This is a genomic window from Hydrocarboniclastica marina (assembly GCF_004851605.1).
Taxonomy (GTDB): Bacteria; Pseudomonadota; Gammaproteobacteria; order Pseudomonadales; family Oleiphilaceae; genus Hydrocarboniclastica; species Hydrocarboniclastica marina.
Genome location: NZ_CP031093.1, coordinates 710141 through 724457 on the forward strand (window position 1 = coordinate 710141; position 14317 = coordinate 724457).

Sequence of the window (14317 nt, forward strand, 5' to 3'; positions counted from 1 at the left end):
CCGGGGTGACGCTCAGGAACAGCGAATGCCCAATCCCGGGATTTACGATGCAACGGTCATACCAGACCCGGCTAATCTCTGTTGGGAGCGGTATGTCCACGCCGTAGTTAAAAGTGGCTGTTGAATTCAGCATAGTCCAGGCTCCCAAGCTTGGATAGACCTAAAATGTGACGGTTCCCGCGGTTGACCAACCAAGGCTGATTTTCTCCCGTGTTGTCTGCAGTGGTGCGCCGGGTTTGCGGCAAGGCCTGGAATCGTGCATGTTTGCAGAGAGCCGCCGTGGCACAATCAGCTGGGGTAGGGTGCGCACTGCGCACCAGTTATTCTGGGGCCAAGATGGTGCGCAGTGCGCACCTTGCGCGAACGCAGAGCAATAATTTCAACTGAACAGGAAGAGCTTGGTGAGAGCTGTTTTTCTGGATACCCGAACCATGGGCATGGACATCAGTCTGCAACCGCTTGCCGAGGCAGTCGACGAGCTGACTTGCTGGGAAATGACCAGCCCGGAGCAGGTGACTGAGCGCTTGCAGGGCAGGGAGATCGCGCTGGTAAACAAGGTCGTGCTCGACGAGCGCCATTTTAGTGCGGCCCCTGATCTCAAGCTTGTTGCTGTGACGGCAACCGGGCTCAATAACATCGATCTGGAAGCCGCGGCCGCCAGGGATATTCAGGTTAAAAACGTCTCAGGCTATGCCCGCCCTTCTATAGTGCAGCACACCTTTACTTTACTGTTTGCGCTCGCGAACAACCTGTTGCGCTATGATGGGGACGTCAGGCAGGGCCGCTGGGCGCAAAGCGATATGTTCTGCCTCCTGGATCATCCCATGCGGGAACTGGCCGGGAAGACAATCGGTATTGTTGGCTACGGCGATCTTGGGCAAGGCGTCGCAGCCGCGGCGAAGGCTTTCGGCATGAACGTTCTGGTTGCGGCACGATCCGGTCAGCTAACTCCGGACCGTATACCCCTGAAGACGCTGTTGCCTCAGGTCGACGTGTTGTCCGTGAACTGCCTGCTCAGTGAGGAGACCCGTAATCTGATCGATCGTGAGGCCCTGCGTGCCCTGCCCGAGACTGCGTTTGTCATCAATACGGCCCGGGGCGGCATTGTTGACGAAGCAGCTCTGGCTGAGGCCCTGCGAAACGGCTGGATTGCAGGTGCGGGGGTCGATGTACTGAGTGAAGAGCCGCCGCGCAATGGTAACCCCCTGCTGGCGGATGACATTCCCAATCTCATCGTGACGCCCCACTGCGCCTGGGGTACACGGGAGGCACGCGAGCGAATCGTGGCGCTGACCGCGGAAAACCTGCACAGGTTCACGCAGGATGCTGCCGACTGAAAGGGGTTCTGCAGGGCTGGGGATGAATCTTCGTGCCTCGTTCTCCGGGGTACCAACTTTTCGGGCCGGTGTTGAGTACCAGGCGGGTGGCCGATACCCGACGCTGGCCATGGGTTAATCAGGAAATAACGTGCTGTCATTCGACGTCAACAAGCGCCTCCGGGACGCAGAAAACTGGGTTCTGTCCCCCAAGTACGAGGCACCGCACCGTTCTCGCTGGGTCTCCGGGTTGCACCGGGCCGCACGGATCGGCTACGCGGTAATCCGGGATGTAGCCAACGGCATCCTGACACTCCATGCCATGAGCCTGGTCTATACCACGCTTCTCTCGATCGTGCCGTTGCTCGCGCTGAGTTTCTCGGTTCTCAAGGCCATGGACGTCCATGAACGTCTCACCCCGTTCGTCTATCAGTTCTTCGAGCCACTGGGCGACCGTGGACCAGAGATCGCGGAGCAGGTTCTGAATTTTGTCGATAATGTGAAGGTGGGCGTGCTGGGTTCAGTCGGCCTCGCGGTGCTGGTGTACACCGTAGTGTCGCTGGTTCAGAAAATCGAGGTATCTTTCAACATGATCTGGCGCGTGCCAGACATACGCTCGGTGGCCCAGCGTTTCAGCAATTATCTCAGCGTCATTATGATCGGCCCACTGCTGATGGTCTCGGCCATCGGGGTCTCGGCGACCGTTTTTTCCTCTGACTTTGTGCAGAGCCTGCTGGCGATCGAGCCGCTTGGCAGCTTGTTCGTCATACTCAGCAAGCTCATGCCTTTTCTGCTGGTCGTGGTGGCCTTCACGTTCGTCTACGTTTTTATTCCGAACACCCAGGTTAAGCTGGGCAGTGCTTTGCTGGGCGGCGTGATCGCGGGCGTGCTGTGGCAGGGCGGTGGGGTTCTATTCGCGACTTTTGTTGTGGGCACCGCCCGCTACGAGGCCATTTACTCAAGCTTTGCCATCGGCATTATCCTGTTGATCTGGCTTTATGTTTCCTGGCTTATCCTGCTGGTAGGGTCGAGTATTGCTTTCTACAACCAGCACCCCTCCAGCATCGCCAGGCGACGCGAGCCGCGCAGCTCTCCGGAGCTCGAAGAACGGGTTGCTTTGGGTTTGATGTGCATGGTCGGACGCGCGTTCGACCGCGGGGAAAGGGCGCCACAGCAGGAATGGCTGGAAGAGCGGCTGCGTATTCCCGGGGAAATCACCCGCAAGGTCAGCGACAAGCTGCTGCGCCGCGGTATCCTTTCACTTGCCGGGGTCAAAGGCGACCAGCTCGTGCCAGGGCGTTCATTGGACCAGATAACCATCGCCGAAGTTCTGGCGGCGACCCGCGCCGATGAAGATGGATTGGTGCGCCGCCTGCCCGATTTGAGCGTTCCGGATACCCAGCAGCTCCAGGCAGAACCTTTGCAGAAAACCCTCGCCGAGCTGGTACGCTAGCGGCGCAGCAGCGGGCGGGACACTAGTTGCTGGCGCTCTTGCTGCACCCAAGGCTCTGGACCCCGCGAATGGCGTTTTGCCAACCGGCATAGAAACCGTCCCTGCGTGTCTTGCTCATCTCAGGCTCAAACCGCCGGTCGCTTTGCCAGAGTTCTTCCAGAGCTTCGAGGGATGCGAAGATGCCAGCTTGCAAACCTGCGAGGTAGGCGGCCCCCAACGCTGTTGTCTCAATGATTTCCGGGCGGTCCACAGTGCCGCCCAGAATGTCCGCCAGGAACTGCAGCACCCAGTTGTTTACCACCATTCCCCCATCTACCCGCAAGCTGGTAGGCCGGACACCGTCGCGCTCCATAGCTTTTTGCAGGTCTTTGGTCTGAAAACAGACAGACTGTAGCCCTGCAGTCACAATCTCCTTGATTCCGGTGTCCCGGGTGAGCCCAAAAATCGCCCCTCGGGCACTGGCATCCCAGTAAGGTGCACCCAGGCCAGTGAATGCAGGCACCATGTAGACCCCATGGTCGAGGGGTGTCTGCGCGGCCAGGCTTTCGGTTTCGCCAGCCTTTGCGATCAGGTGCAGCCCATCCCGCAGCCACTGGATCGTTGCGCCAGCGACAAAGATACTGCCTTCGAGGGCATAGGTCGTCTTGCCTTTGAGTCGATAGGCCACGGTGGAGAGCAGCCGATTATGGGAACGCAGCACCTGGTCACCGGTGTTGAGTACGAGAAAACAACCGGTGCCATAGGTGCTCTTGGCCATGCCGGGGCGGAAGCAGGTCTGACCAAACAGCGCGGCCTGCTGGTCGCCGGCGATGCCGAGCACGGGGATAGCGGCACCTAGCAGTTCGGGGAGGGTATGGCCAAAGTCCGCCGCCGAGTCGCATACCTCCGGCAGCATCGCTTCAGGGATATTGAAAAGCGCCAGCAGCTGCGGATCCCAGGCTTGATTGTGAATATTAAAGAGCAGAGTACGGGAAGCGTTGGTGGCGTCGGTGCGATGGACCTTGCCACCGGTCAGCCTCCACAACAGGAAACTATCGACGGTGCCGAATCGTAATTCACCGCGCTCGGCCCGGGCCTGGGCGCCAGGCACATGGTTGAGGATCCATCGAAGTTTGGTGGCAGAAAAATACGGGTCGATCAGCAGCCCAGTACGCTGGTTGATGTCAGGCTCATGGCCCTGTTCGCGTAACTCAATGCAGAGTGTCTCCGTGCGCCTGTCCTGCCAGACTATGGCCGGGTAGATCGGCTCGCCGCTGGTGGCGTCCCAGACCAGGGTGGTCTCGCGCTGGTTGGTGATGCCGATCGCTGCAACGTCGCCCGGGGCGGTGCCAGTATCAGCCAACACTTGACGGGCGGTGCGCAAGACGGTTTGCCATAGATCTTCGGGGGCATGCTCAACCCAGCCATCGTCAGGGAAGTGCTGGGGAAATTCTTCCTGGGCTGCCCCGACGACCTGGCCAGAGGATGAGAACAGCATTGCGCGGGAACTGGTGGTGCCCTGATCTATCGCAAGGATGAGCTTCGACATGATTCCGGTCCCTGTTGTTAGGTTAGGGATTAGTTGTTGTTAGGTTAGGGTTAGTTGTTGTCAGCTTCGGGAATAGCTGTTGTTAGGTTAGAGATTGAGGTGAGCGATTCAGGTTATGAACAAGGTTGCGAGGCCTTCGAACGAGATTCTACCCGGCCTGTCCGGTGCATATGCTCCGGCACATGTCAGTTCCAGAACTGCTCGCCGAAAACCAGTACCAGTTGAGCCAGGCCGGCGAGATACCCCATTGCAGCGCCGATCAGGATCAGTTTGTTCTCATCTTCCTGAAAACACGGCCTTAGCAGATCCTGGAACTCGGGTGACGGCAACTTTTCCATCCGCTCGCGCATGACTTTCTCTATTGCCCGGGCCCGACCCTGCTCGAACGCCGGGTCATCGAAAATTTCCCGCGCAAGGTCGATCGCCAACTCCCCCAGTTGAGTCTTGATATCAGCAAATCCGCGCGCGCCAAGCGCAACCTGCGTGAAGGGTTTGGGAAACAGCGTGGTTTCATCGACCAAAGGCTTGATGTGCTTACGGATAAGGCTGCGCGCCCAATCGCCGTTTTCACCGTCCAGCATGGCGCGGACGATGTTGCCGACGGTAAGAACTTCATGGGTGACAATGTGACAGAACGCGGCAGCAACCTCGGGTTGCCGTTTCAGGAAAAGCCCCTGGATGATGAAAGGCCCGACTTTGATCGGTTTCAAAGGGCGGAAAATGATGTTCAGCGCCAGCCAATTTGTACCCCAGCCTACCATCAGACCGAAGAGCGGAAGGATCCACCAGGGCTGAAAAAAGTACCAGGCCGCCATCTGGATCAGACCGAAACCGAAGCCGAAGTACAGGCCGGATTTAATGATGAAGCGAAATTCGCGGTCGCCGCATTCCTCGAATACCCGGTTTAACAGTGCCTTGTCCTTCCCAAGCTGATCAATTACCAGCTCCTGCAGGTCCAGCAGCTCGTCGATGTTGGCGCTGATGTCAGCCACCATGGCATTGACGCGCGCAGGCAGAGAATCGCGTACGCGCTGGACGATCATCGCCCGCGCCATGGCTGGCATGTTCTCCCAGAGGGTGGGATGTTCGATAAGCATCACTTCATCGACATACTCTTCAAGCCGCGGGTCGAGGGCCTCGACCAGATACTCAGCGAGCAGGCGCGGGTTAATCTCCTGGAATATCTCCTCAACGGTACCGAGGCGGGACAGCGTCGCGTCCACGCTGATGGTGGCCATTTTTCGCGCCTTCGATGGAATGATCCCCTGCCAGCCTAACCATGGACGTTTGCCGATAAACTCGATCGGGTAGAACGTCATCTTGATGGCCAGCCAGTTGGTGACAAGACCTATCAGTGCCGCCACGACTGGAATACTTAAATACTGCCAGAGCCGAGGGTCGCTAAGGATTTCCCACATTCACGCGCCTGCCTGTTTTGTTGTGGCTGTCGGGTATGCTTTTCCGCTGCTGTGTTGGTGCTGGCTTGCTTGAGTCTGTTACTCAACCCCTCCGTTGAAGTCGGGCTCGCCAATGGCCTGCTGAGCTTACGGGGTTTATGGTTGAGGCCGGCTTCGTGCTTGTATCTGGAGATTCCACCAGCGGGTGGCATCCTCAATCAAGGATAACAGCACAGGGATCACGAGCAGAATCAGCACTGTTCCTACCGCAAGCCCAAAGGAAATACTGGCCGCCATGGGAATCAGGAACTGAGCCTGGACCGAAGTTTCAAAAAGTAGCGGTGTCAGGCCGCCGATCGTGGTCAGCGAGGTCAGCAAGACCGCACGTAACCGTTGACAGGCGGTTTCCAGCAGCGCTTCGTCGATACCAGCACCGCGCTCGCGCAAGACCTTGTAGTGGGTAACAAGGATAATCGAATCGTTTATCACGATGCCTGAGAGCCCAAACATACCGAACAGCGACAGCACAGTCAGGTCTATGCCCAGCAGGGCATGGCCGCTGATAGCGCCGATCAGGCCAAAGGGGATCGCGAGCATCACCGCCAGCGGCCAGGTATACGAGCCGAAAACCCAGGCTAAAATGATGTAGATGAGGGCCAGCCCCATTAGCGCGCCGGTCTTCATGTCTCCCAAGGTCTGATCCTGGTCCTCGGCGCGGCCCTTGAAGTCCGTCGTAACGCCATACTGCCCTGAAATGTCGGGCAGGACGCTGCGTCGAAGTTCATCAATAATGGTATTGGCGTTGGTTATCTCAGTGTTGACGTCCGCCGTAACACGCACGCCCATGCGGCCGTCACTGTGGCGCAGCACGGCCAGACCACGGCGTGACTCCAGCTCAACCAGGTTAGCCAATGGCGCGACAGCGCCAGTTGGGGTAATCAGCGGCAAAGACTCCAGCACGCGCTGGGCGTCGCGTTCCGCCTGTGGCAGCAGGATCCGGACCTCGATTTCATCGTACGCGTCATAGAAGACCTGCAGCAGTTGGCCATCCAAAGCCGCGCGCATCTGTCGGCCGACATCCTCGACACTCATGCCGAGGCTCTGGGCCATCGGCGTGAGTTTGAAGACGAACTGCTGCCGACCCCAGGGCAGGTCGTCGAGGATATCGGTAACACCAGTAAACTCCGCAAGCGCGGCCTTGACGTCCTCAGCCGCTCGTTTGAGCACCTCCGGCTCGGCGCCTGTGATAAGTATATCGATCGGCCGGCCCGGCGGCCCGCCGTCGGGCTCGGTGATGGATAGTTGCTCCACGCCCGCCGGCAGGCGCAGGGCATCGCGCCAGGCTTCGGCGACGTCCTTGTTGCTGGCGTTGCGGTCGTCCGGTGCCACCAGCTCGACCGCAACCATGGCATACTGTTGACCACGCTCGATGCTCTGGCCGCCATTGAATGATCCCTGGTTCAGCCGCAGCAACGCGACTTTGATGAGGTCCTGGCCGTCCCCGAGTTCGCGCTCGAGCTCCCACAGTGTGTCCTCCATGCGTTGGCCAAATTCGGCCACACGGGACGGCGGAGTGCCGGCTGCGAAGCGTACGCTTGCGACCATGTTGGAGCCTTCCGGCGACGGAAAAAAGGTGAACTGGCTGACCCCTGAAACGACCAGCGCGATACTCAGGGCCAGCGCGCATACTGTTGCCACGACCGTTGTTCCGCGGTGGGCCAGCGTCCATGCTGCCAACGGTCGAAAGACTTGGTCCCGGAAGCGATTGAACCCGTTGTCGAGTTTAAGCCGTACGGCGCTGGGCGGTTTATGGTGGTGCCGGTGAAAGCTTCCCCGCAGGTGGCCCGGCAGAATCAGGAAGGCCTCGACCAGAGAGGCAATGATGACGCAGATGACGACAAAGGGAATGTCGCGCAGAATCTCGCCAATGATTCCGCTGATCAGTAACAGGGGCAGGAAAGCGGCAATGGTTGTCATGGACGAGGCCATCACCGGCACCAGCATACGCCGTGCCCCCCCTTCGGCGGCCTCGAGCGAGTGCTCGCCCTGTTCGTAATGCGTCATCGCATCCTCGGCGACGACGATGGCGTCGTCGACGATGATGCCCAACGCCATGATCAGCGCGAACAGGCTGATCATGTTAATCGAGCCACCGGCCAGCCATAGCACTGCCAGAGACCCCATCAGCGCGACCGGAATCCCGGCTGTCACCCAGAACGCAACCCGGCCATTGAGAAAAATGAAAAGAATGGCGATGACCAGCACCAGCCCGGACGCGCCATTCTTGATCAGCAGGTCAATACGATCCTCGATGAGCTCGTACTGTTCGTTGAATGGCACTAACTGCAAGCCTTCAGCCAAGGTTGGCCGGGTTTCCAGCAGCCAGTCGTTCATGATATCTGCTGCGTCGAGCGCATCCGAATTTTCGGTACGCTGCAACTGCATCAAAACCGCGGGCTGACCCTGATAAAAAATCTCTGCTGCATCTTCGCGGTTTCGCGGCGTTACCGTGGCAATGTCGTCCAGGCGCAGACGCCGGCCGTCGCCGGTCGTCAGCAACTGCAACTCGGCGAATTCCCGGGCTGAGCGCTTGCGCTCAAGGCCCCGGATTTCGCGCGCGGAGTCTTCCTCGCCTACGGTACCGGCTGCAATATCCTGGCTCTGTTCCTGAATGAGCTGGCCGAGTTGGGGCAGCGACCGACCCAGAGCCGCTATTTGGCTTGAGGGCACCTCAATGGCGATCTCCCGCTCGGGTAGCCCTATGAAGTTGACTTTGGCAATGCCCCGGTCGAGAAGTTCGGCCTCGAAACGGTGGGCCAGGGGGCGCAGATTCTCCAACCGCTGAGCCCCTGTGAGGATCAGCGTGGCGATATCTTCGTTGCGGATAAACTTGCTGACTTCGGGGCGCTCGGCATCGGGGGGCAGATTACGCACCAGGGAGACGGACTCGTTGACCTGATCCAGGGCAATGCCCATATCGGTGTTCTGCTCGTACTCGATCACAATGGAGCTGATGCCCTGGCTCGAGGTCGAGCGCATTTCCTTGACGTGGTCGAGGCTGCGGAACTCCTGCTCCAGTGGGATCGTGATCGAACGCTCAACATCTTCGGCACTGGCGCCGGGCCAGACGACTCGCACGGTGACGAAATCGGTCGCGAATGTGGGAAAAAACTGGCGATTAAGCTCGGCCAGAGCCACAAAACCGCCCAACAGCAACATGACCATCAGCAGGTTGGCGCCCACCTTGTGGCGGGCAAAGCGCCCCAGCAAGTCATTGCGTTCAGCGGTCATGGCAATGACTTCCGCGTGTCGCTGAGGGCGTTGTCTTTTTCTTCAGATGAGCTTGTGGCGTCGTCCTGCGCGTCAACATCGGTCTGGCGCAACTCGACCTTGAGTCCTTCAACTGCGTTGGGAATCTGCGTGGTCACGACCTGGTCCCCGGTGCCTAGAGCATCAGATCGCACCAGCAGCTGCTGACCGGTTGTGGCGTAGCGGTCGCCCAGGATCTCCACCTGCACGCTGGCGAGGCGCCCGTCCACGACTTTAAACATCTGACGGGTGCCGTAGAGTGCCGCAACAGGCACGGCAATAACATCTTCTGCAACGGGTAGTTCGAGAATGATATCGAGGGTCTGTCCCAGTACCAGGCTCGTATCCGGCGTAGTCTGTGTGGGTCGAAAGAGCGCATCGACCCCACCGGCGCCCGGGTTTACCTGTCCCGAAAGGCGCGCCAGCGCAAACAGGTGCCGCTCATTGCCGATAGTGCTGAAAGCCTGCAACTGCCCGGAATCAGCCAGCGCGCTCCGGATTATCCCGAGCCAGCGCTGTGGCACCTGTGCACGTACTTGCAGTGCACTGCCTGGATAGACCGTAACCAACGGATCGCCTGGGCGCACCCGCTCACCGGGACTGACCTGCACTGCCGTAACGACAGCGTCAAAAGGGGCCTCGACGCTGGCCCGGTCCAGGTCGAGCCGAGCCTGGTCCCGCAGTGCCTCGGCACGGGCCCGCTGAGATTCAAGCGCCTCAAGGCGAGCTTCCTTGTTGGCTATCACCAGGCGTTGGCTAATCAGATTCAGCTCCGCTCTGGCCAGGCTGGCACGGGCGTCGTCAAGCCGGGCTTCAGATGTGAGGTTGGAATCACGCAGGCGTTGCTCGCGCTCTACTGTGCGCTGGGCGGCCCCGACCAGTGCTTCCTGTTGGGCCAGGGTTTCCCGGTCAAACCGGGCACGGTTCTGCTCCTGCAGGCGCTGAGCCTCCAGATTTGAGAGTTCAGCCTGGGCCTGACGTAAACGGAGCTCGGCATCCTGTGGATCGAGCCCTACGAGCAAATCGCCTGCGGGAATTCGCGCGCCTTCCAGCGCCGGAACACTGAGCACCTCCGCATTGATGCTGGCGGTCAGCGTCGAAACCCGCGGCGACTCTACCTGACCCAACAGACGCAACTGGGGGTTAATATCCTGCAGCACTACCTGCCGGACCTGCACGGGGAATGACTGCTCCTCAGCGGGAACCCGTGGCGCTTGTGGACGTAGCAGCATCAGTGCGGCAATGATCAGTACCGTCACTGCCAGAATCAAGATGGCCGGGCTTCTAATGAGATGTTTGGCGGCGGTGGTCAGCGCTGAGCGCGCAGAAGAGTTAACAGCCATGGGGCGACCGGATCCGGAAATAGATGAGTTTCGCCCTGTATCAAATCTGAAATCGGCCTTGAATACCAGAGCTGTGCATCATGTTAACTAACGTCAGATTCCTGCCAGTCGCCCCATAACCACTGACAGACGGCCAGCGCCGCCGCGGGAGCGGTTTCAGTCCTGAGTACGCGCGGGCCAAAGGCAGTGGGTACGAACCCTGCGGAGCGGGCGGCGTCGACTTCGCCCGGCGTAAGGCCGCCTTCCGGGCCAACCAGCAGAATCAGGTGGGAAGGGCGGTCCAGCTGGGCCAGTGGCTGTTCGCTGTGGTGGTGAAGCACCAGTTTGCGTGATCCGTCATCGGCCAGTGCCGGGAGCCAGTCACTGAGACGTTGGAGCGGGGCTATCTCTGTCAGGCGCGCCCGCCCGCACTGCTCCGCGGCACTGATGGCAACCTGTTGCCAACGACGCAAACGTTTGTCTTCCCGGTCACCCTGAAGCTTGACCTCACAGCGTTCGCTAACCAGAGGGACGATTTTACTTGCACCCAGCTCCACACTTTTCTGGACGGCATAGTCCATCCGGTCGCCGCGTGAAATGACCTGGCCAAGAGTGACCCGCAGGGGCGATTCACTGGCAACGCTCCGCTGCGACTCAACGACGACCTCGACCCGTTTCTTGTCGGCCTGCGTAAGCTCCGCGGCGTAGTCGTTTCCGTCGCCATTGAAGAGCACGATTTTCTGCCCCGCCTGCATGCGCAGTACACGGGCGACATGATTACCGGCCTGCGGGTCGAGTTCGACTTTGGCGCCTGTGCTGAGCGCCTGATCTGAGTAAATGCGGGGGATGCGCAAGCTTCGAGTCCATCCAGTCAGCAATTCCAGTCAGCCGTTTCGCACCAGCAACGGATGGCGCGAATCGGCCGATGACAGCGGCTATTTTACCGCCAGCTCGATGCCTTCGGAGGCGACCTGAGCCAGATGGCTGATCTGTTCCTCAGTGATGACATACGGGGGCATGAAATAAACCACATTGCCGAGTGGACGCAACATGGCCTGGCGGGTGAGGGCATGCTCGTAGACGCGCAGGCCTCGACGTTCCTGCCACGGGAAAGGCGCGCGGGTACGGCGGTCTTTGACCAATTCGATGGCCAGGGTCATGCCATGCTGGCGGATGTCACCCACGTTGGGGTGATCCTGCAGGTGCGCAACGCTGTCGGCCATGTGGCGGGACAGCGCTTTATTACGGTTGATGACGTCGTCGTCCCGGAATATGTCCAGGGTTGCCAGCGCCACGGCGCATCCCAGCGGGTTGCCGGTGTAGCTGTGAGAGTGCAGGAACGCTTTGAGCGTGTCGTAGTCGTCGTAGAACGCGTCATACATGCGGTCGTGGGTCAGCACGACCGATAACGGCAGGTAGCCGGCGGTCAGCCCTTTGGACAGACACATGAAGTCTGGCGTAATACTCGCCTGTTCGCAGGCGAACAGGGTGCCGGTGCGGCCGAACCCTACCGCGATCTCATCCGCAATCAGATGTACATTGTACCGGTCACAGGCCTCGCGAAGCTTCGTCAGATAGATCGGATGGTACATGCGCATGCTGCCCGCGCACTGGATCAGGGGTTCAACCACCACCGCGCAAATCTCTTCGTGCTGATCCGCCAGGATTTGCTCCATGGCGGCAAACTGGCGCAAGGCATAGTCTTCCCAGGATTCGCCTGGCTCTCGATTGTACGCGTCGGGCGAGGGCGCGGTAATTACGTCCATGAGCAGGGGCTGGTAGGTATCCTTGTACAGGGCGACATCTCCCAGCGCCAACGCGCCCAGGGTTTCACCGTGATAGCTGTTGCTCAGGTTGACGAAGTTCTTTTTGCGCGGTTTGCCGCTGTTTTTCCAGTAGTGGTAGCTCATCTTCAGCGCGACTTCGATGGCCGAAGACCCATTGTCGGCGTAAAAACAGCGGCTCAGACCCGGCGGAGTGACGGCCACCAGACGCTCAGAAAGCGCCACCACGGGCTCATGACTGAATCCGGCGAGAATAACGTGCTCCAGTTTCTCTACCTGTTCCTTCAGGGCGTTATTGATGCGCGGATTGCTGTGCCCGAACAGGTTGACCCACCATGAGCTGACCGCATCGATATAGCGGTTGCCTTCGAAGTCTTCGAGCCAGACTCCCTCGCCGCGTTTGACCGGAATCAGAGGCAGACGCTCGTGGTCCTTCATTTGGGTGCAGGGGTGCCAGAGGACTTTCAGATCGCGGTCCATCAGGGCCTGGTTGGCACCAGTGGTGTTCGGGGACATGGGCAGCCTCTTGAATGGTTGAGCAGGACGGGGCGTAGCTTACCAAAGGTGAAGCAATGGCCGCATCAGCGATGTGCTTTGCGGCAAATCTGGCGCCGGCCAGCTTATCTGATAACGGCGCCTGCGTTCGAATTGCTAGCATGCACCCCGTCGCGCGCGGCAGGGCAGCAGCCTATTCGGACCGCCGCTGCTCAGCCAGGTCGGCCGCAAGAGAGAAGGTCTGCTCGAGTGCCCCGTCTTCATCGAACGCGGCTCCCATGCGTAGCACGACCAGATCCATACTCGGAATAATTACAGTGTATTGGCCCATGTGCCCCGCAAACCAGATCAAGTCATCCGGCAAACGTTGGCGCAGCTCAGCGGGAATTTTTTCAGAAGCTTTGCGCCAGGTGAAGGCGCCGTACTCTTCGGCGGCCGGCGAGGCTGCCACAAAGTAGTCCATAAACGGCCGGGCAATCAGTTGCTCGCCATCCCATACGCCCTTGTTGGCCACCAGTTGACCCAGGCGCAGCCAATCCACCGGGCGCAGCAAGCCGCGCGCGCCACCAATAGGTGTGCCCGAATAATCGTGTTCAATGACGCCATTTTGCATCCCCAGCGGCCTGAACAAGCGATTATGGTAAAAGTCATAGATGGCCTGCGTGCCGCCGAGTTGCTGTTTCATCGCCAGCATGGCGATGTTAGGCGTGCCGGTGGAGTAGTTGAATACCGTCCCGGGCGCGGACTCCATCGGAAGACCTGCCGCCCAGGCGCCCTGATCCGGTTGCGAAAACAGCATCGTTGTAGCGTCGCTCTGACCGCCATAGCCTTCAAACCAGGCCAGGCCGGGCGACATATTGAGAAGTTGCCGCCAGGTGATCTTTGCTTTCTCGGAGTCCGCCCACCGGCTCAGCCCCACCGGGTCGTCGAGGCTGAAGGCGCCGTCGGTTACCATCAGCCCGGAGATCAACGCTGTCAGGGACTTGGTCATGGACCAGCCGGTCTGAGGCTGCTCGCGCTCGTAGCCTGGGGCGTAGCGCTCGAATACCAGGCGCCCATCTGCGGCCACCAGCAACGCGGTGGTATTACGTTGCTCAGTCGGCTCAGTACTCGGCTCGGCGAAGATCGCATCTGCATGCCTGTTTATGAGGGCAGCGTCAGGCGCAGAGAGCTGCTCGCTTTCGGCCAGCTGTTCGCCTTGAGGCCACGGCGCGTCTTCCCTGGGCAACGCTGTCGCCTGTTTAAGGTCGCGCCCGAGGAGGTTCGTCGCCTGTTCTTCTGTCTGAACGACGGTGCAGCCGAGCCCCTCCCGGTAAAGCGCGATGCGCCGGTGAGTCAGGAAAGGCACGAATGTCTGCACTTCCACCTGCTTTTTGGGCTCAGCATCGATAGACCAGATATAGGGCAGGGGCTGCACTTTCGGGCGGATGTACTCTTCAAGCACGCGTTCGTACTGATCGCCGCTGACATTGGTGCGACTGCAGAGATCGTGCGCGGTATAGCCAGTGCCCACGGGTATATCGTCGAGCAGGCCGGCTGAGGTTGTCAGGGCTTGCGAACATAGCAGTACAACAAATAAAGCTGTGTATACCCGAGAGGATCGCATTGAAGACTCCTTGTGGTTTAGGCCGGCAGCAGTGGGCCGACAACATAACCAATCCAGGTCGGGCGGTCCGTGACTTAATGCCCATTCAGTCGGGTCTTGGCTCAGCC

The 14317-nt window shown here is 59.6% G+C and carries 9 protein-coding genes; 2 read left to right on the forward strand and 7 right to left on the reverse strand.

Features of this window, described 5'->3' with window-relative positions; genetic code table 11:
- Positions 1–401: 401 nt before the first annotated feature.
- Positions 402–1337, forward strand: coding sequence for a D-2-hydroxyacid dehydrogenase (locus soil367_RS03275; protein WP_136546852.1), 936 nt, complete (start codon positions 402–404; stop codon positions 1335–1337).
- A gap of 130 nt (positions 1338–1467) precedes the next feature.
- On the forward strand, positions 1468–2769 hold the full coding sequence (locus tag soil367_RS03280; RefSeq protein WP_136546854.1) for a YihY/virulence factor BrkB family protein: 1302 nt from the start codon (positions 1468–1470) through the stop codon (positions 2767–2769).
- Positions 2770–2791: 22 nt separating this feature from the next.
- Here the strand turns inward: soil367_RS03280 and glpK are convergent, their stop codons facing one another.
- From glpK to soil367_RS03315, 7 genes are all read right to left on the reverse strand, one after another.
- Positions 2792–4297 carry a glycerol kinase GlpK gene (glpK, locus tag soil367_RS03285; protein WP_136546856.1) on the reverse strand — a complete coding sequence of 502 codons (1506 nt, stop codon included), beginning with the start codon at positions 4295–4297 and terminating at the stop codon, positions 2792–2794.
- 185 nt (positions 4298–4482) lie between these two features.
- Positions 4483–5715, reverse strand: a complete 1233-nt coding sequence (locus soil367_RS03290) for a DUF445 domain-containing protein (protein WP_136546858.1) — start codon at positions 5713–5715, stop codon at positions 4483–4485.
- Between the two features lie 135 nt (positions 5716–5850).
- Positions 5851–8985: an efflux RND transporter permease subunit gene (locus tag soil367_RS03295; protein ID WP_136546860.1), complete on the reverse strand. Its 3135-nt coding sequence runs from the start codon at positions 8983–8985 to the stop codon at positions 5851–5853.
- Positions 8982–10346: an efflux RND transporter periplasmic adaptor subunit gene (locus tag soil367_RS03300; protein ID WP_136546862.1), complete on the reverse strand. Its 1365-nt coding sequence runs from the start codon at positions 10344–10346 to the stop codon at positions 8982–8984. The genes soil367_RS03295 and soil367_RS03300 overlap by 4 nt, the downstream gene beginning before the upstream one ends.
- Before the next feature lie 83 nt (positions 10347–10429).
- Positions 10430–11179, reverse strand: a complete 750-nt coding sequence (locus tag soil367_RS03305; RefSeq protein WP_136546864.1) for a 16S rRNA (uracil(1498)-N(3))-methyltransferase — start codon at positions 11177–11179, stop codon at positions 10430–10432.
- Positions 11180–11260: 81 nt separating this feature from the next.
- Entirely contained in the window at positions 11261–12625 is a 1365-nt protein-coding gene (locus soil367_RS03310) for an adenosylmethionine--8-amino-7-oxononanoate transaminase (protein ID WP_136546866.1), read from the reverse strand.
- Positions 12626–12797: 172 nt separating this feature from the next.
- Entirely contained in the window at positions 12798–14210 is a 1413-nt protein-coding gene (locus tag soil367_RS03315; RefSeq protein WP_136546868.1) for a serine hydrolase domain-containing protein, read from the reverse strand.
- Between the last annotated feature and the right edge of the window lie 107 nt (positions 14211–14317).

Excerpts from the sequence above, each read along its gene's own strand:
- soil367_RS03290 (WP_136546858.1), bottom strand. The coding sequence starts at position 5,715 with ATGTGGGAAATCCTTAGCGACCCTCGGCTCTGGCAGTATTTAAGTATT.
- soil367_RS03310 (WP_136546866.1), bottom strand. The coding sequence starts at position 12,625 with ATGTCCCCGAACACCACTGGTGCCAACCAGGCCCTGATGGACCGCGAT.
- soil367_RS03295 (WP_136546860.1), bottom strand. The coding sequence starts at position 8,985 with ATGACCGCTGAACGCAATGACTTGCTGGGGCGCTTTGCCCGCCACAAG.
- soil367_RS03315 (WP_136546868.1), bottom strand. The coding sequence starts at position 14,210 with ATGCGATCCTCTCGGGTATACACAGCTTTATTTGTTGTACTGCTATGT.
- soil367_RS03300 (WP_136546862.1), bottom strand. The coding sequence starts at position 10,346 with ATGGCTGTTAACTCTTCTGCGCGCTCAGCGCTGACCACCGCCGCCAAA.
- glpK (WP_136546856.1), bottom strand. The coding sequence starts at position 4,297 with ATGTCGAAGCTCATCCTTGCGATAGATCAGGGCACCACCAGTTCCCGC.